Source organism: Stenotrophomonas maltophilia, assembly GCF_039555535.1.
GTDB classification, from domain to species: Bacteria; Pseudomonadota; Gammaproteobacteria; order Xanthomonadales; family Xanthomonadaceae; genus Stenotrophomonas; species Stenotrophomonas maltophilia_Q.
The window spans coordinates 1,442,003-1,460,492 of record NZ_CP154630.1 but is presented as its reverse complement, the minus strand read 5'-3'; the positions used below and the strand labels follow the sequence as shown (position 1 = coordinate 1,460,492).

The window sequence follows — 18,490 nt, the reverse complement described above, 5'->3', positions numbered from 1 at the left end:
CCCGGCCATGACCTTCGACACCCTTGCAGGGCAGGCCGGCGGCGTATCGTTCGGCCCACGGCCGTCCCTGCGGCCCTTCCCTGACTCACTCGGCCTGGAGGCCATCAAAGTGACCCGTACTCCCAAGATCGTGCTGCTGACCCTGGCCGTTTCGGCCGCGCTGGTTGGCTGCGGCAAGAACGAAACCCCGGCCAAGGACGCCACCGCCTCCACGCCGGCTGCCGCCGAAGCCACCAATTACACCCTGGACGAGAGCAAGCTGCCGGCCTACAACGCCTTCCAGCCCAGCGACCTCGATACCAGCAAGGACGCCTGCGGCGCCTTCGGCGACTACGTCAACAGCAAGTGGCTGGCCGCCAATGAAATCCCGGGCGACCGCACCAGCTGGGGCGCCTTCACCATCCTCGACGAGCGCTCGGTGGCCGTGCAGCACCAGCTGGCCGAGCAGGTGGCACAGGTGAAGACCCCGAACCACATCGAGAAGATCGTCGGCGACCTGTGGGCCACCGGCATGGACGAGGCCAAGATCAACGCCCAGGGCATCGAGCCGCTGAAGGCCGACCTGACCGCGATCGATGGGCTGCAGGACAAGGCGGCCATTGCCAACTACCTGCGCACCAGCGCCGCCAAGGGTGACAACGTCCTGTTCGGCTTCGGCGCTGAAGCCGACTTCAAGAACTCGGCCGTCAACATGGCCTACGCCAGCCAGGGCGGCCTGGGCCTGCCGGACAGCACCTACTACACCGACGCCAAGAACGCCGACAAGCTGAAGGCCTACCAGGCACACGTCGCCAAGGTGCTGGAGCTGTCTGGTGTTGCCGCTGCCGACGCTGCCAAGCAGGCCGAGGAAGTGGTCAGGTTCGAGACCCGCCTGGCCAAGGCCTCCAAGTCGCGCGTCGAACTGTCGCGCAACGTCGAGCTGTACTACAACCCGGTCACCCTGGCCGACGCCGACAAGCTGACCCCGAACTTCAGCTGGACCGAGTTCTTCAAGTCGCAGGGCGTGGCCGCACCGGAGAAGTTCTCGCTGGCCATGCCGGCCTTCCATGAGGAAGTGAGCAAGGCGCTGGGCGACACCGATCCGTCTGTGTGGCGTGCCTACCTGCGCTTCCACACCGTGGACAGCGCCTCGCCGTACCTGGCCGACGCCTTCGTGCAGGAGAACTACGAGTTCTACGGCAAGACCCTCAACGGCCAGAAGGAACAGAAGCCGCGCTGGAAGCGCGTGCTGGGCACCATCGAGAACGACGCAGGTGAAGCCTTCGGCCAGCTGTACGTGAAGGTGGCCTTCTCGCCGGAAGCCAAGGCGAAGATGGAAGAACTGGTGAAGAACCTGGCTGCCTCGCTGAAGGAACGCATCCAGGGCCTGAGCTGGATGAGCGATGAAACCAAGGCCAAGGCCATCGCCAAGTGGGAAACCTTCACCCCGAAGATCGGCTATCCGGACAAGTGGCGTGACTGGTCGGGCCTGCAGACCCAGCGCGACAGCTTCCTGGGCAACGTGCGCGCGGCCAACGAGTTCAACTACAAGTTCAACCTGTCCAAGATCGGCAAGCCGGTGGACAAGACCGAGTGGGGCATGACCCCGCAGACGGTCAACGCCTACTACAACCCGCTGCAGAACGAGATCGTGTTCCCGGCCGCCATCCTGCAGCCGCCGTTCTTCGATCCGAAGGCCGACGACGCGCTGAACTACGGCGGCATCGGCGCGGTGATCGGCCACGAAATGACCCACGGTTACGACGACCAGGGTGCACGATTCGGGCCGACCGGCAACATGGAAGACTGGTGGACCGCCGCTGACAAGAAGAACTTCGAAGGCCTGACCGGCAAGCTGGTCAAGCAGTTCGACCAGTACAAGGTCGACGGCCAGGCGGTGAACGGCCACCTGACCCTGGGCGAGAACATCGCCGACCTGGGCGGCCTGGCCACCGCTTACGACGCACTGCAGAAGGCCAGCGCAGGCAAGGAAGACGCGAAGGTGGACGGCTTCACCCGCGACCAGCGCTTCTTCTTCAACTGGGCCACCGTGTGGCGCACCAAGTACACCCCGGAAAACGCCAAGGTCCGCCTGGCGACCGACCCGCACGCCCCGGCGCAGTTCCGCGCCATGGGTGCGCCGTCGAACCTGCCGACCTTCGCGGCCGCCTTCCAGTGCAAGGCCGGTTCGCCGATGGCCCGCAGCGGCGACCAGCAGGTGGTGATCTGGTAAGCCACGGCTGACGCTGTTGCAGACCTGCAGAGGCCCGGGAATTCCCGGGCCTTTGTTTTTCCGGGGTGCTTTTCATCCACGCATGGCGTGGATCCACTGATCTCGGCGCTCCCCGGTAGCGGCCGACCCTGGCCGGCGAAAGCAGCGTGATGCGTGCATGCCGCGTCCATGCCCGGCTTGCTATAGTGCGCGCGCCCTCAATCCATCACGGATTCGTTCCACATGCCCAATTTCCGTCCGCTTGCCATCGCCCTGGGCATCAGCCTGGCGACCCTGGTCCCGACCCACGATGCGTTCGCCGCCGCCAAGAAGAAGGCCGCCCGCGCCCCGGCTGTCAGTGCCCAGTGCAGCGACTTCTATGACGCCACCAACGCAGGCTGGCTGAAGGCCAATCCGGTGCCACAGACCGGTGCCACCACCGCGCTCGGCCAGCTGGTCGACCGCAGCCGTCAGCAGCAGCGTGAACTGCTCGACGCAGCGATGAAGGCGCCGCAGGGCAACGTGCAGAAACTACTGGGCGACTTCTGGGCCAGCGGCCTGGACGAAGCCGCCGTGGAAGCCGACGGTTCCAATCCGATCGCCCCGCTGCTGACCCGCATCAACGCCATCAAGAAAGCCAAGGACGTGCCGGCCTCGATCGCCGCGCTGCACCAGGTCGGCATCCCGGTGGCCTTCAACTTCGGCCCGGACGTGGACCTGAAGGCGCTGGACCGCCACATCGGCTACTTCATGCAGGGTGGCATGGGCCTGCCGGACCCGGCGTTCTATACCCGCACCGACGCCGACACCGTCGCGCTGATGGGCCGCTACCGCAATTACGTCAAGCAGATCCTGGCACTGACCGGCACTCCGGCCGCCAAGCTGGATGCCGAGTCGCAATCGGTGATCGCGCTGGAAACCGAACTGGCGCGCAACGCGCAGTCGCTGGCCGGCATCAACAACCCGTTCAACAACTACGCACCGATCTCCACCAAGGAGCTCAACAGCCGCTACCGCAACCTGCAGCTGGATGCCTTCCTGAAGGCCCAGGGCGTGGACGACGACCTGGTCTCGCTGGCCGACCCGGGCCTGTTCAAGCAGCTCGACGGCATGGTCACCAAGCTCAAGCCGGACCAGTGGAAGGCCTACCTGCGCTGGCGCGTGGGCGACTCGATGGCGCCGTATCTGTCCAAGGCCTACCGCGACGCCGAGTTTGAATTCCGTGGCCGCGTGCTGCGTGGCGAAACGCTGCCGCCGCAGCGTTGGGAAGATGTGCTGGAGGCGATCAACGTGGCCGCCGGCCCGATGCTCGGCCGCGAATACGCCGCCCGTTACCTGTCGGCAGAAGATCGTCGCCAGGCCGCATGGATCGTCGACAAGGTGCGCGAAGTGCAGATCGAGGCGGTCAAGAACAGCAGCTGGATGAGTGCCGAAGCCAAGACCGAAGCGCAGGCCAAGCTGGCCGCGCTGAAGATCGAGATCGGCACCCCGCTGCGCGACCTGGACTACAGCGTGCAGCCGATGGGCCGTGGTTCCTTCGGCGGCAACATGCTGATTGCTTCGACCTGGCGCCATCGCGAGGAAATGAAGCGCATCGGCAAGGGCAACGCTGACCGTCGCTGGGACGTGCTGCCGCAGCAGCCGTCGCTGGCCTATGATCTGGCGCAGAACCGCCTGATCGTCACCGCTGCGATCCTGCAGGGCCCGGTGTTCAACGCCAAGGCCGACGCCGCCGACAAGTTCGGCAGCTTCGGTGGCCTGGTCGGCCATGAGCTGACCCGCGCGATCGATGCCAAGGGCGCGCTGGTCGACGCCAAGGGCGAACTGCGCAGCTGGTGGACTCCGGCAGACAAGACCGCTTGGACCCTGCTCGGCAATCGCGTGGCCGCGCAGTACAGCGCCTACGACTTCCCGGGCGTGAAGGGTGCCAAGGTCAACGGCACGCTCACCCAGGAAGAGAACCTGGCCGACATCGCCGGCCTGGAACTGGCCTGGGCCGCGTACACCGCGCAGGAGCCGAAAGCCAAGCAGGCACAGCAGCAGGGCTTCTTCCGCGCGTGGTCGGCGTTGTGGGCGCAGCAGCTGTCGCCGAACGAGGCCGTGCGTCGCCTGACCGCCGACATCCGTGCGCCGGGCCTGTGGCGCAGCAACGGCACGCTGGCCAACCTGCCGGCATTCGGTGCCACCTTCAGCTGCAAGGCCGGCCAGCCGATGCAGCGCAGCGAAGCCGAGCAGATCAAGGTCTGGCGCTGAGCTAGCTGCTGCAACGGGTAATGCAGAGGGCGCCTTCGGGCGCCCTTTTTTTCGCCTGGCGACCCAAAAAAGGAACCCCGGCATGGCCGGGGTCCAGGTCGTTTTCTGGAGAGATCGATCAGGTGCTGCGATCAGAAGTCGTAGGACGCACTGACACGAACCGAACGAGGTGCGCTGAAGTAGGTACCCATGCCGTAGGTGTTGGACACCGTATAGGGGCCATCTTCATAGACCGCGTCAGACTGCACGGCACGACGCTGGTTCAGCACATTGAAAACATCCAGGCTGAAAGCCAGCTTGTGATCGGCAAACGAAGGGCGATACATCACGCCCAGATCCAGGCGGGTCGTCCAGGGCTGCCGGCCTGCGTCACCCGGGCGCGACGGCTTGCCACCGCAATAGTGATAGGCAGCGTCGTAGCCCAGCGGATCACTCTCATCGGTGCCGTAGTAGCCCAGGCAGCTCTTCGGCGCTCCCGACATGATCCGCAGGGTGGCCGACGCCGACCACTCGTCGTTGAACATATAGGCGCCATAGCCCTTCAGCTGGTGACGACGGTCGTTCGCCAGATAGCCGCCCGCGTATTCCATCAGTGCCGCGGCATCCCAGTCCTGGGTCTTGGAGACGTCATCCTGGCCGATATCCGACTTCACCTGGCCTTCGGTATTGCCGAAGCTGCGCGACCAGGTGTAATCCAGACGTCCGTACCACTTGTCGCTCAGCGGGTGCTCGATGAACAGATCGACGGCGATGTAGTCACGCTTGGCCTTCTTGTTGCCGTAACCCCAGTCGGCGGAGCTCATCTGCACCGGCGTGTAACCCGAACCATCCGCGTGCCGGATCATGAAGGTATTGGTCTTGCCCGGATTGAAGATCACACAGCCCGGGACATCGAGATTGCTGTCGTCGACGCCCATCGCGGCAAGCTTGTCATGGATGCGATCGGAGTCACAGGTATCGTCGATGGCCGTCTGCAGGCGACGATAGGTGAACTTGGCACCGGAGCTCCAGCGCTCGCCCAGCGTCTTCTCGAAGCCAAGGATCAGCTCGTCCTGGTACTGCGACTTCAGGTCGGTCGGCGCAATCGACAACGGATCAGGGGTCTGGCCATATTCATTGTTGGCTGACACCGGGCCCGGGCCCAGAGCGGTCAACCCGGTCGGGTTGCCGTTGGCATCAATTCCGCTATAGGTGAAGTACTCGCGGGTGAACGTCGAGGCGGACGCACCACGAATGGCAACGCTGTTGGGCAACGCCAGGTAGTAACGGCCCAGGTTGGCGAACACCTTCAGCGACGAATCGCCAAACACGTCCCAGCTCGCGCCCAGACGCGGCGCCCACTGGTCACCGCTGTCGACGTAAGGCTTGGCCGCGCTGTTGTAGTTGGTGAACTTGTCATTGCGGATGCCGAGGGTCACCAACCAGTTCGGCGTGACCTGCCAACGGTCCTCCAGATAGTAGGCCTTCTGCTTGACCGACATGCTGGTGGTCGTGGAGAAGATGTACTTCTGCACGAAGTAGCCATTGCCGCCCGGCGGGGTGATGTCAAAGCCCGGATTCGGCGACGAGGCCGGATCGACACGGCCATAGATCCAGGCGTACCCCGGCCCGGTCATCGCCTGGCCTTCGTTATGCCCCTGGAAGTACATGTTGTCGATGCCACCAGTCAGCTCGTGGTTGCCGATACGGTACTGCAGGTCTACACGCAGACCTCGGGTCTTGCTGCCCGCATCGGACGACTTGGTATAGAGCGCCGACTGGTCATTGCGGATGGGGCGGCCACCGGTAATGGACGGATCCTGATTGCCCGGGCTGCTGAGATAGGGGTTGGCCGTATCCAGCGGATTCGACTCCAGATTGCTCTCCTTGCTACGACCCCATACCGCACTCAGGGTCAGGTCATCGTTCAGGTAGCCGGTGTACTTGAAGATGTCAAAGTCGTCCTTGAGCTTCGTGGTGTTCGGGAACGTGCCGGTGCGATCACCTTCGGCCAGGTCCTCGTAATCGAACGATCGGTAGTAGCCACCGTTGCGATCGGTGTTCTGCACACGGGTGTATTCCAGCGTGTTGCTATCGTTGATGTTCCAGTCGATCTTTCCATAGAACTTCGGCGCATCGATGGTGTAGTGGTTGCGCACCTGCTGCGTTGCTGCAGAGCTGTTCGTGGACACACCTTCGGTGCGGTCCTTTTCCGCAGCCAGGTGGATGAACAGGCGATCCTCGATCAGCGGGCCACTGGCGTAGCCACTGTAGGTGGTACGCGTGGCGACATCATCCTTGCGGTAGCGATAGAGCGAGCCAGGCAACGAGTCATCGGTGTAGCTGTATCCATTGGGCAGCTGGCGATTGGGATAGATGACAGTGGCCGCAGAAGCCGACAGCGAATCCGGCGCCCAGGTAGCCTGCACGCCGAAATGCCATTCATTGGTGCCGCGCTTGCCGAGCTGGTTGATCACGCCGCCGGTGGAGCGCCCGTATCCCGCTCCGTAACCGCCCATGAACGTTTCCTGCTGGTCGATCGACCCGTATGGCAGGCTGATACCACCCAGATTGCTGAGCGGATTGTTGGCCAGAAAGCCGTTCAGATAGTAGGCATTCTCAGTGACACTGGAGCCGCCGAAGGACAGCACCGAACGCGAGCCATTGCTGAACGCGCCACTGCCCGAGACAACACCTGGCGCCAGCAGTGCGATGGCTTCGGCACTGCGCCCCAAAGGCAACACGTCCAGCTGCTCGGATGTGATGACCGACTTGGATACTGTGTTGGTGACATCGATCTTCGGCACATTCGCTGCAACGACGTTCACTGCCTCCAGTGTGGTGGCGGCGCTGGCGCCACCGGCAAACGACACCTCGGTGCCAACGCCAACCTTCAACAGCACATTCTCGCGCTGCTCGACAGTCTGGCCGTCACGCTGCTGGATGATGGTGTACTTGCCCACCGGCAGCGAGCCGAGGTTGTAGCGGCCATTGCTGTCGACGGTCGCCGAGCGCTTCAGGCCCGTGTCGCTCTGAACCACGATGGTCGTACCGGCGGGCGCGCTGCCGTACAACGAACCGGTCGTGCTCTGAGCGGCGGCGGCGCCAATGAAAGAAGTCAGGACGACCGCCAAGGCGGTGCGCTTCAGCCTTGCGACGTGCTTGCTGCTGGTCATGGAGTTTCCTTGATTCGATGAAGATCAGGCTGCGATTGCAGAATTGCTGCATGGAAGCGACAGTTCCTTGCAGCTGAACCAAATATTAATTTCATCAATTCTTAATTTGCAATGGCAGCTGAACAAAAACAACCAATTGAAATTAAAGGAAAAATTTCGACACAAACATGAAGCTCATTCATGTTTTATTTAACAATCAGAGACTTGCAGCCGCTTTCGGCCGGCTCCCCCACCCTGTCTCCGTTGGCCGTGATACAGATCCCGGGTTAACAGCGGCCGTGCTATCGCTGTGGCTTCGTCCAACGTAGAGCCCCGACATGGCACACAAGAACACGATCTGTGTCTGGTACGACAATGGCGCGCTCGAGGCCGCCACCTTCTATGCCAGCCTCCTGCCCGACAGCGCGGTCACCGCCGTGCATCACGCGCCGGGCGACTACCCCGACGGCAAGGAAGGCAACGTTCTGACCGTCGAATTCACTGTCTGCGGCGTTCCCTGCGTCGGCCTCAACGGCGGCAGCGCGTTCAAGCACAGCGAAGCGTTCTCCTTCCAGATCCAGACCGAGGATCAGGCCGAGACCGACCGCCTGTGGAACGCGATCGTCGGCAACGGGGGCCAGGAGAGCCAATGCGGCTGGTGCAAGGACCGTTGGGGCATCTCCTGGCAGATCAGCCCGCGCATGCTGATCGAAGCAGTGACCAGCAAGGACAAGGCACTGGCCAAGCGCGCCTTCAACGCGATGATGCCGATGAAGAAGATCGACATCGCCACCATCGAAGCCGCGATCCAAAAAGGGGGCGGAGGGAATTAAATCGCTTCCCGCACGGGTCTGTGATCAGATGCTGATTGCAACGCAATCCCCTCCGCCCGCTTTCTTCAGAGGTGCTGATGACCTGGGATGCACTCATCGTCGGCGGCGGCCACAACGGGTTGGTCTGTGCAGCCTATCTGGCACGCGCCGGCAAACAGGTGCTGGTGCTCGAACGGCGTGGCGTGCTCGGCGGCGCCGCGGTCACCGAGGAATTCCATCCCGGCTTCCGCAACTCGGTGGCGTCGTACACGGTGTCGTTGCTGCAGCCGAAGGTGATCGACGACCTGCAGTTGCAGGCGCATGGGCTGCGCATTGTCGCGCGCCCGGTCAACAACTTCCTGCCATTGCCGGACGGCCGCTACCTGTTGTCGGCGCCCGGCCGCACCCAGGCCGAGGTCGCGAAATTCTCCGAACGCGATGCGCAGGCGCTGCCAGCGTATGAAGCACGCCTGGAGATCTTCGCCGACGTGCTGCGTGCGTGGGCCCTGCGCGCCCCCCCGGACGTCGGCGTGGCCGGCGGCTGGCGTGCCCTGCCCGCGCTGTGGCAGATGGGCCGTCTCGGCCGCGAACTGGCAACGCTGGATGCTTCGCTGCGCCAGGAACTGCTGGACCTGTTCACGCTTTCAGCGGCTGAGTACCTGGACCGCTGGTTCGAGAGCGCGCCGATCAAGGCGCTGTTCGGCTTCGATGGCATCGTCGGCAACTATGCCAGCCCCTACACGCCCGGAAGCGCCTACGTGCTGCTGCACCACGTGTTCGGCCAGTGCAATGGCGTGAAGGGTGCCTGGGGCCATGCAATCGGCGGCATGGGCGCGATCAGCCAGGCGATTGCCAGCGCGGCGCGCGAGGCCGGAGCCGAACTGCGCGTGGATGCCGGCGTGCAACGGGTACTGACCGAACAGGGCCGCGTCGTGGGAGTGGAACTGGCCAACGGCGAAATCCTGCGCGCACGCGCCGTAGTCGCCAACGTCAACCCCAAGCTGCTGTACGAGCAGTTGCTGGAACCGGCGCAGGTACCGGCGGCGACGCGCGAGCGGATGGCACACTGGCGCTGCGGCTCCGGGACGTTCCGGATGAGCCTCGCGCTGTCGCGGCTGCCGGACTTCCGCGCCCTGCCCGGCCCCGGCGATCACCTCAGCGCCGGCATCATCATGGCGCCCAGCCTGGACTACATGGACCGCGCCTGGCTGGATGCGCGCCGCGATGGCTGGTCACGCGAGCCGATCGTGGAAATGCTGATTCCCAGCACGCTGGACGATTCGCTGGCGCCGCCCGGACAGCATGTGGCCAGCCTGTTCTGCCAGCACGTGGCGCCGGTGCTGCCCGACGGGCGTCACTGGGATGATCATCGTGAAGCAGTCGCCGATCTGATGATCGCTACCGTTGAACGGTATGCGCCGGGTTTCGCTGTCAGCATCCTCGGTCGGCAGGTGTTGTCGCCGCTTGATCTGGAGCGCACCTTCGGCCTGGTCGGTGGCGACATCTTCCACGGCGCGCTCAGTGCCCACCAGTTGTTCTCGGCACGGCCGATGGTTGGCCAGGCCGGCTATCGCGGTGCCCTGCCCGGGTTGTACCTGTGTGGTTCGGGTACCCACCCCGGTGGTGGCGTCACGGGTGCGCCCGGGCACAATGCCGCGCAGGTGGTGTTACAGGATCTGTAGATCCACGCCGTGCGTGGATGCGCGCGTACCCGCCGCATGCATGACCTGCCGTTGGTGGGTACCAACCTTGGTTGGTACGAAACAACAGGGATGATTGCCAACCAAGGTTGGCACCTACCCGCGTGGGACAAGGCGTGCCAACCAAGGTTGGCACCTACCGCGTCAAATGATCCTTCGGATCATTTGACGCTGCGCAGATGGTTCGGGCGCTTCGGCGGGCCGGGCGGTCGGCGCTTGTTGAACGGCGATTGCCCTCGCCAGTAGCGGATCAGCAGCCAGCCGAACAGCATGCCGCCCAGATGCGCGAAGTGGGCCACGCCCGGCTGCCAGCCGGTCATGCCCAGCACCAGCTCACCCACGCCGAACAGGATCACGAAGGTTCGCGCCTTCATCGGGATCGGTGGGAACAGCAGCATCACCCGCTGGTTCGGGAACAGCATGCCGTAGGCCAGCAACAGGCCGAACACTCCGCCGGAAGCGCCCAGCACCGTGGCCGGATTCTCCAGCAACGTACCCACCAGCAACTGGCAGACACCGGCACCGGCCACGCAGACCAGGTAGTACAGCAGGAAGCGTTTCTCGCCCCAGGTCTGCTCCAGCGGCGCGCCGAACATGAAGACTGCCAGCATGTTGAAGAACAGGTGGCCGAAGCTGCCATGCAGGAAGCCATAGGTCAGCAGCTGCCACGGCTGGAAGTTGCCGCCCGGCGAGAACGCATCGAAGCCCTGCTGCAGCGGTTGCAGCATGAACGGCTCGAAGGTCTGCATGCCGAGCAGGAACGGCTGCTGCAGCAGGAACAGGATCGCGTTGGCGATCAGCAGGGCCTTGGTGACGGTAGGCAGTCGCGGGAACATGGGAGCACCGGCATGGAACGGCCTCCATCATAGCCGCAGCACCGTGTCTTGTTGGCGACCCGCAGGCGTGGCCTGTTCAGTCGCCAGCGGTGCTCAGCCCGGGCCCCACACGGCAGCATCCAGCGCCGCGGCTGGATCGGTGGCCGGCATCCGCACCCGGCCGTTCTCCACCACCACGCCCTCGGCGCGCAGCCGCTGTGACTGCTCGCGCCAGCCGGCCGACCCTTCTTCCATGGCAATTCGCCCATCCGAACGCAGCACGCGATGCCAGGGCAGGTCGGGATCGTCGTTCTGGCCGAGGATGCGTGCGGTCAAGCGCGCACGCCCCGGCAGGCCGGCACGCATCGCCACCTGGCCATAGCCCATCACCTGCCCCGCCGGGATCGCGCGGATCACCGCCAGGATGCGCGCACGCGCCTGCTCCGGCGTCAGCGCCGCAGGCGGGTCACCAGCAGTACGCCGATCAGCACCAGCACGGTGCCGGCGATCTGCGCCGGCCCCATCGGTTCGTCGAGCAGCCATAGGCTCATCACGATGGTGGAAACAGGGCCCAGCATACCGACCTGCGCGGCCAGCGACGAACCCACGCGCTGCACCGCCAGCATGATCGCCAGTACCGGCAGCACCGTGCACACGGTGGCATTGACCAGCGACAGCCACTGCACTGGCGCCGGCGCCTGCCACAGCAGCGGCAGTGGATGGGTCACCGCGAAGTGCAGCAGCACCAGCACGCTGGCCACGCAGCTGGCGTAGGCGGTCAGGCGTACCGCACCGATGCGCGCGACCACCTGCCCACTGCCGAACAGGTACAGCGCGTAGCTGAGCGCACTGCCCAGCACCAGCAGGCTGCCGACGATGATCTGCCCGCCCTCGCGCTGCAGGTCATGCCCGAAGGCCAGCAGCACGCCCAGATAGCTCAGCACCAACGCACCGATCTGCCAGCGTCCGGGCCGCTGGCGCGCCAGCAGCACATTGATCAGCAGCACCAGGGTAGGATTCAAGTAAAGGATCAGCCGTTCAAGGGTCACGCTGATGTACTGCAAGCCCTGGAAATCGAGAAGGCTGGACAGGTAGTAGCCGGTGAAGCCCAGCCACAGCACGCGGGCGCGGTCGGCCCAGGACAGCGGCGTGGCCCGGCGCGCGGCCCACAGTGCCATCAGTACGAACAGCGGCAGCGCCATCAGCATGCGCAGCGCGAGCAGCGTGGTGGCATCGACGCCATGACGCAGGCCGAGCTTGACGATGATCGCCTTGCCGGAGGCGGTGATGGCACCGATCGCGGCCAGGCCGATTCCACTCAGCGCGATGCGGGGGGAAGCGGTTGCGATACGGGAAGTGGGGCTGGACATCAGGACGACGGCGGGCCGCATAGGGCGGCCCGGAAAGGCGTGGGGGCCGTCATTGTCGCATGGAGGCGCCCGGTGCCCTGTAGAGCCGAGCCTGCGCTCGGCTGCACCATGCCTGCACGGAATGCAGCCGAGCATAGGCTCGGCTCTACAACTGCGGGCTCAGCGCATCAGCACCACTTCCTCGGCCGAGGTCGGGTGGATCGCCACGGTATCGTCGAACTGGGCCTTGGTCGCGCCCATCTTCACCGCCACCGCGAAGCCCTGCAGGATCTCGTCGGCCGCTTCACCCAGCAGATGGATGCCTACCACCCGCTCTTCCGGGCCCACGCAGACCATCTTGAACAGGCTGCGCTGGGTACCGTTGGCAAGCGCCTGCAGCATCGGGCGGAAGCGGCTGTGGTACACGCTCACCTGGTCGAAACGGGCGCGTGCTTCTTCCTCGCTCATGCCCACCGCGCCCAGTGGCGGGTGCGAGAACACCACGCTGGCCACGTTCTCATAATCCATCTTCGACTGCGGGCGGCCGCCGAACAGGCGGTCCATCAGGCGCCGCGATGCGGCCACCGCCACCGGGGTCAGGCCGACTTTGCCGGCGATGTCGCCGACCGCATGCACGCTCGGCACGCTGGTGGTCTGCCATTCGTCCACCTCCACCTGCTGGTGCTCGCCGATGCCGATGCCCAGCGCTTCCAGGCCCAGGTCACGACTGTTGCCGCGCCGGCCGGTGGCGAAGAACACTGCATCAAACACGGTGTCGAGCGGGCCGTCATGGCCGAACGCACGCACGCGTTCGCCCTCGCGCTGCAGTTCGCGCAGGCGGTAGTCGAAATGGATGCGCACGCCCTGCTGTTTCAGGTTCTCGGCCAGCTGGTCGGTCAGCTCGTAATCGAAGCGTTCCAGCAAGCGCTTTCCGCGCACCAGCAGGCTCACCCTGCTGCCCAGCGCCTGCAGCAGGCCGGCCAGTTCCACTGCAATGTAGCCACCGCCGATGATCGCGACCTCGGCCGGTGCCGCGCGCAGATCGAAGAAGTCATCGGAAACCAGGCCCAGTTCGGCACCGGGAACATCCGGGCGCAGCGGGTGCGCGCCGGTGGCGATCAGGATGTGTTCGGCGCTGTAACGCACGCCATCGCTGCAGGCGACGGTATGCGCATCGAGCAGATGGCCGCGCGCCGGAATGCGCACCACGCCGGTTTCATCCAGGCGCTTGTGGTAGCTGGTGTGGATGTTGCTGATGTAGGCCTGGCGATGGATCACCAGCTCCTTCCACGACAACGACGGGCGTGCCTCGACATCGAAGCCCATCGCATTGGCCAGGCCGATGCGCTCGTGCAGGTCGGCCGCCAGCCACATCGCCTTCTTCGGCACGCAGCCAACGTTGACACAGGTACCGCCCAGCTCGCCGGGCTCCAGCATCGCCACGCGCTTGCCATGCTGCGCCGCGCGGATCGCACCGGCCAGGCCGGCGGAGCCACCGCCAAGGACGATCAGGTCGTAATCATAGGGTGCAGTGCTCATCGGAATCGCTCGGGTCGGTAAGGGGCAGGATCGATCGCTGGTGTGCGGCCGCAGACGAGATCGGCAATCAGCTGGCCGGTGCCGGCGCTCATGCTGATGCCGAGCATGCCATGCCCCGCCGCAAGCCAGACGTGAGGATGCGCGGGTGCGCGGCCGATCAACGGCACGTCGTCCACGCTCATGGGGCGCCACCCGCACCACTGCTCCTGCAGCTGCGCACCGCGTGGCGCGCGCAGGTAGTGGTCGGCGGCCTGCTGCAAAGCCTGCAGGCGGGCCGTGCGCAGCTGCGGATCGGCACCGGCGAATTCCATGGTGCCGCCCAGCCGCAGCGCTTCGCGCCAGGCGATCACGAACACGGAATGGTCTTTCAGCACCACCGGACGCTGTGGCACCTGCGCCGGTCGCGACCAGGTCAGCGAGTAGCCTTTGCCGGGCTGGATCGGCACGCGCAGATCCAGTTGCCGTGCCCAGTCGCGCGACCACGGGCCGGTGGCCAGCACCAGCTCACGTGCCCGCAGGGCCTGCCCACCGACCTGCACGCGTACCCCGTGTGCATCGTCGCTGAAGCCCTGCACGTCCTTCTGCTCGTCGATCACCACGCCCTGCGCGCGCAGTACACGTGCCAGCTCCGCGGTGTAGCGGTCCGGCCGCAGCTGCGCATCACCGGGAAAGTGGATCGCGCCGGCCAGGCGGTCGTGGAAGGCCGGATTGGCACGTGCGTAGCCGGCCCCGTCGATGCAGGCCGTGGCGATACCCTGCCTGTTCAGTGCTTCGCACTCGGCCGCGTAGTGGTCGAAGTTGCGCGCATCGCCGAACACATAGTCCAGCCCGCGCGTATCGAACTCGCACTCCAGTGCATGCGCCTGCACCCAATCGGCCAGGCGCAGCCGCGAGTCGTTCAGCAATGCACCCCGTGCCCGCGTGGATTGCAGCCAGTCACGCGTGTTGCAGCGTGCACCGAACTGCAGCAACCAGCGCCACAGCACCGGATCCAGGCGGGTGCGCACATACAGCGGCGCACGCGGATCGAGCATCCAGCGCAATGCGCGCAGTGGCACGCCAGGCGCAGCCAGTGGAGGTGCATGGCTGGGAGTAACGGTGCCGCAGTTGCCGTGCGAGGTTGCCGCACCAATGCGGCCACGATCGATCACACGCACCTGCCGCCCCTGCGCACGCAGTGCGAGCGCGGCGGCCAGACCGATGGCACCGGCGCCCACCACGATCACATCCTCGCGCGCGCCCAGCATCGATCAGCCCTGCCCGGCTCCGCGCCGCATCGGCGGCCACTGCCGGTAGGTCATCGCGCGCCACAGCCATTCCATCGGCCCAAAGCGGAAGTGGCGCAGCCAAGCGTGCGAGATGCCCAGCTGCACGGTGAACAGCAGCAGCGCGAACAGCAGCTGCACGCTGCGTGGCATCATTTCGAACGCGCCCAGGCCGTAGTGATAGAACAACCAGGTGCACAGCAGGGACTGGCCGAGGTAATGGGTCAACGCCATGCGCCCGACCGGCGCCAGCCAGCCCAGCCGCGCGCGCCAGTGCACGATCCAGGCCAGGTAGCCCAGGCACATCGGCAGGCCGCCGATCGTCACCAGCGCCATCGCCGCCGTCACCGGCAGATCGTAGGCGCCCGGCGCCAGATACGGTTTCCAGGCAACACCCAGCAGCGTGACCAGCAGGCCGAGGGGCAGCGCCACCCAACGCAACACCGCGTACAACCGCGGGAAGCGCTCCGGTGTGGCCAACGCGCCGCTGCCGGCAAACCAGCTGCCGATCAGGAACATGCCAAGCACCTCCGGACCGGTGATCAGCAGCGCCCCCATCGACGCGCCGAACTCATTCACCCGCTGGACGGTGGCCTGCATCCAGCTGCCGTGCCCGTACACCTGGCGCTGCAGATCGATGCCCTGCTGCGCCTCGGTGAGCATTTCCCGCACCTCGTCCGCAGAGGCCATCGACACCATCGCGCCGACCAGCAGCATCATCGCCACGCCGCCGAGGTAGACCGTCGCGCCCATCCACGGCAGCCAGCTGCGCGGCGCCTCCCGGCAGGCCAGCAGCGGCAGCGAGATCAGCGCGTACAGCACCAGGATGTCGCCCGACCAGACCAGCACTGCATGGCACAGGCCGATCAGCAGCAGACCGGCACTGCGACGCAGGTAGAACGGGGTGAAATCACGCGCAGCCAGCTCGGCGCGTTGCGCCATCACCGCAAAGCCGGCGCCGAACAACAGCGAGAACAGCGTGAAGAACTTGCCCTGCACGAACACATAGACAAAGGCATCGGCCCAGTAGTCAATGCCATGCCAGTGCACGTCGATGCCGGTGAACGCCAGGTCCAGCGGCCCGCTGAAGGCCTCGATGTTCATCAGCAGGATGCCCAGCAGCGCGGCACCGCGCAGCACGTCCAGCACGGCGATGCGTTCGCCGGAGGCCATCGGCTGCAGGGAAGGAGAAGCGGCGTTCACGGGGCATCCGTCGGGCAGGTCCGTCATTATGCCGTCGGCCCGCACGCCGTGGATGGGCGCGCCGTGTTCCAGAAACGCAACGGCCCGCCGAAGCGGGCCGTTGCTGACATCACGATCGCGCTGCGATCAGTGGTGGTGACCACCGTCGCCGTGGACGTGGCCGTGATCGATCTCTTCCTGGCCGGCTTCGCGCACATCGACGATTTCCACGTCGAAGTGCAGGTCCTTGCCAGCCATCGGGTGGTTCAGGTCAACGTCGACGACGCTCATGCCGACCTTCTGCACGGTCACCGCACGCGGGCCGAAGTTGGTCTGCAGCACGACCTGCTGGCCCGGAGCCAGCCTGGTGTTGCCGAAGTGCTTCTTCGGCACGCGCTGGGACAGGCCCTCACGGCGCTCGCCGTAGGCGTCGGCAGCATTGACATCGACGCTGAAGGTCGCGCCGGCTTCCTTGTCCATCATGGCGTTTTCCAGGCCCGGGATGATGTTGCCGTGGCCGATCAGGATCGCCAGCGGCTCGCCGCGGTCCTTGGACGATTCGATCGGCTCCTGGCCGACTTCGGAAACGGTGTAGTGGAAGCGGACAACGCGGTCTTTTTCGATCTTCATGCGCAACTCTGTCTGGATCTGCCGGAGGCAGGCGGGTTGGGGCGGGTTGTCGCCCGGCGGGGACGCCGCCATCATGACGGCCAATCCAAGGTGGCGCATTATCCGGAGATCATGCACATCACGCCAGTTTCGTCCGGCCTCCGCCGGCTTCTCGCCCCGGCCCTGCTGCTGGCCCTGCCCCTGCTGATGACCGCCTGCGGCGGTGGCAAGGCCACCCGACCTGCACCTCCCCCGCCTACGGCGAACTGGCCGAAGACCGTGCCGGACAACCCGGAGGCGGCCAACTCGGTGCTGATGCGCGCCATCAGCCTGGTCGGCACCCCCTACCGCTATGGCGGCAACACCCCCGATTCGGGCTTCGACTGCAGCGGCCTGGTCGCCTATGTCTACCGCGAGATGCTGGACCTGAAGCTGCCACGTACTTCGCGCGATCTCGCGGCGGTACAGGGCCCGAAGATCGATCCGCAGCGCCTGGCCACCGGCGATCTGGTGTTCTTCGGCAGCCGCGGCAGCGTCACCCACGTTGGCATTTATGTAGGTGAAGGGCGTTTCGTGCACGCGCCGAGTACCGGTGGCACCGTGCGGCTGGACTCGCTCAGCGGTCCCTACTGGAAGGACCACTACACAGGCGCGAAACGTGTCCTTCGCTAAGATGAACAGGCGATATGTTCAAAACTGTGACGCACATCACCTTGAAACTAACGGATTACTAACGGAATTTTTAACTTATCCGCGCTTTTACAGGGCATGATGCCCCATCGTTTTTTTCCTGTGACCGACGCGTGACGACTGACGACCTGAAAAGCGAAGGCCAGACTTCCGTATCTTCACGCAGTGCCCGCCCGTTGTTGCTTGGCCTGGCACTGTGTCTGACCAGCCTCCCGGCCTGGTCGCAGACTGCTCCGAACCGTTCCGATGCAACCCCGGCCCCGGTGGCCGAGAGTACCGCCCGACCGGCCGCCAAGGCCGAGGCTGCCGCTCCGCAGCGCAGCCGCGTCGACGCCGCCGCCAGCGCTACCCTGGCCGCCCTGCTGCCGCACCTGGCCGCCAACGACACCATTCCGCTGATGGACCGCTCGGCCGTGGTGGCCGGTGACCTCAGCCGCCTCCTCGCCAACTACGACACCAGCAGCGCTGCCAATGGCAGCGTTGTCGGCACCGCGGCCGACAACGGCAAGGTGCAGTCGCTGCTGCGCCGTGCAATGACGCTGCTGGGCACCCCGTACCGTTGGGGTGGCAGCAACCCGGACAGCGGCTTCGACTGCAGTGGCCTGGTCGGTTACGTGTTCCGCTCGGCCCTGGGTATCGAGCTGCCGCGCGTCTCGCGCGAAATGGCGCACGACGACAACGCCGAACTGATCAACGACCGCACCGCGCTGGCCGCTGGTGACCTGGTGTTCTTCGGCCGCAAGGGCCGCGTCGACCACGTGGGCATCTATGTGGGCGATGGCCGCTTCCTGCACGCACCGAGCTCCGGCAAGGACGTCCGCGTGGACACCCTGCTCAGTGGCTACTGGGGCAACAAGTTCATGCAGGCCCGCCGGGTCGACCTCTGACCGGTTGGCGCCACCGAGCCGCCTGATGCGAGAAGCCGCTGCCCTGCAGCGGCTTTTTTGTTTG

General features: G+C 65.4%; 14 protein-coding genes. 6 read left to right on the top strand and 8 right to left on the bottom strand.

What is annotated here, in order from left to right:
- Positions 1-109 precede the first annotated feature (109 nt).
- Together AASM09_RS06745 and AASM09_RS06740 are read left to right on the top strand one after the other, a co-directional pair.
- On the top strand, positions 110-2,212 hold the full coding sequence (locus tag AASM09_RS06745; protein WP_100443862.1) for a M13 family metallopeptidase: 2,103 nt from the start codon (positions 110-112) through the stop codon (positions 2,210-2,212).
- Between the two features lie 222 nt (positions 2,213-2,434).
- Positions 2,435-4,444: a M13 family metallopeptidase gene (locus tag AASM09_RS06740; protein WP_049430122.1), complete on the top strand. Its 2,010-nt coding sequence runs from the start codon at positions 2,435-2,437 to the stop codon at positions 4,442-4,444.
- A 131-nt stretch (positions 4,445-4,575) separates the two neighbouring features.
- On the opposite strand, the gene AASM09_RS06735 is transcribed toward AASM09_RS06740, so the two are convergent.
- A complete protein-coding gene (locus tag AASM09_RS06735) occupies positions 4,576-7,599 on the bottom strand; it encodes a TonB-dependent receptor (RefSeq protein ID WP_049430121.1) in 3,024 nt (1,007 codons plus the stop codon).
- Between the two features lie 317 nt (positions 7,600-7,916).
- Here AASM09_RS06735 and AASM09_RS06730 point away from each other — a divergent pair, with 317 nt between their 5' ends.
- Both AASM09_RS06730 and AASM09_RS06725 read left to right on the top strand, forming a co-directional pair.
- Positions 7,917-8,411, top strand: coding sequence for a VOC family protein (locus AASM09_RS06730; RefSeq protein ID WP_049430120.1), 495 nt, complete (start codon positions 7,917-7,919; stop codon positions 8,409-8,411).
- A gap of 77 nt (positions 8,412-8,488) precedes the next feature.
- Positions 8,489-10,072 carry a phytoene desaturase family protein gene (locus AASM09_RS06725; protein ID WP_049430118.1) on the top strand — a complete coding sequence of 528 codons (1,584 nt, stop codon included), beginning with the start codon at positions 8,489-8,491 and terminating at the stop codon, positions 10,070-10,072.
- Between the two features lie 179 nt (positions 10,073-10,251).
- On the opposite strand, the gene AASM09_RS06720 is transcribed toward AASM09_RS06725, so the two are convergent.
- From AASM09_RS06720 to AASM09_RS06690, 7 genes are all read right to left on the bottom strand, one after another.
- The gene (locus AASM09_RS06720) at positions 10,252-10,926 is read right to left on the bottom strand and encodes a rhomboid family intramembrane serine protease (RefSeq protein WP_032128229.1); all 675 of its coding nucleotides are present in this window, start codon (positions 10,924-10,926) and stop codon (positions 10,252-10,254) included.
- Between the two features lie 93 nt (positions 10,927-11,019).
- Positions 11,020-11,358, bottom strand: a complete 339-nt coding sequence (locus AASM09_RS06715) for an MGMT family protein (protein ID WP_224329410.1) — start codon at positions 11,356-11,358, stop codon at positions 11,020-11,022.
- Positions 11,355-12,275 (bottom strand): DMT family transporter, encoded by a 921-nt coding sequence (locus AASM09_RS06710; RefSeq protein WP_049430127.1) that lies wholly within the window; start codon positions 12,273-12,275, stop codon positions 11,355-11,357. The genes AASM09_RS06715 and AASM09_RS06710 overlap by 4 nt, the downstream gene beginning before the upstream one ends.
- Before the next feature lie 159 nt (positions 12,276-12,434).
- Positions 12,435-13,793, bottom strand: a complete 1,359-nt coding sequence (gene gorA / locus AASM09_RS06705) for a glutathione-disulfide reductase (RefSeq protein ID WP_049430117.1) — start codon at positions 13,791-13,793, stop codon at positions 12,435-12,437.
- Entirely contained in the window at positions 13,790-15,040 is a 1,251-nt protein-coding gene (locus AASM09_RS06700) for an FAD-dependent oxidoreductase (RefSeq protein ID WP_049430115.1), read from the bottom strand. Before AASM09_RS06700 ends, gorA begins: the two co-directional genes overlap by 4 nt.
- Before the next feature lie 3 nt (positions 15,041-15,043).
- The gene (locus AASM09_RS06695) at positions 15,044-16,288 is read right to left on the bottom strand and encodes a DUF418 domain-containing protein (protein ID WP_049430113.1); all 1,245 of its coding nucleotides are present in this window, start codon (positions 16,286-16,288) and stop codon (positions 15,044-15,046) included.
- 99 nt (positions 16,289-16,387) lie between these two features.
- Positions 16,388-16,870 carry an FKBP-type peptidyl-prolyl cis-trans isomerase gene (locus AASM09_RS06690; RefSeq protein ID WP_049430126.1) on the bottom strand — a complete coding sequence of 161 codons (483 nt, stop codon included), beginning with the start codon at positions 16,868-16,870 and terminating at the stop codon, positions 16,388-16,390.
- A gap of 111 nt (positions 16,871-16,981) precedes the next feature.
- Between AASM09_RS06690 and AASM09_RS06685 the strand changes: the two genes are divergently transcribed.
- Together AASM09_RS06685 and AASM09_RS06680 are read left to right on the top strand one after the other, a co-directional pair.
- The gene (locus tag AASM09_RS06685) at positions 16,982-17,521 is read left to right on the top strand and encodes a C40 family peptidase (protein WP_049430125.1); all 540 of its coding nucleotides are present in this window, start codon (positions 16,982-16,984) and stop codon (positions 17,519-17,521) included.
- Between the two features lie 131 nt (positions 17,522-17,652).
- The gene (locus AASM09_RS06680; protein ID WP_053091939.1) at positions 17,653-18,426 is read left to right on the top strand and encodes a C40 family peptidase; all 774 of its coding nucleotides are present in this window, start codon (positions 17,653-17,655) and stop codon (positions 18,424-18,426) included.
- The last annotated feature ends 64 nt before the right edge of the window (positions 18,427-18,490 follow it).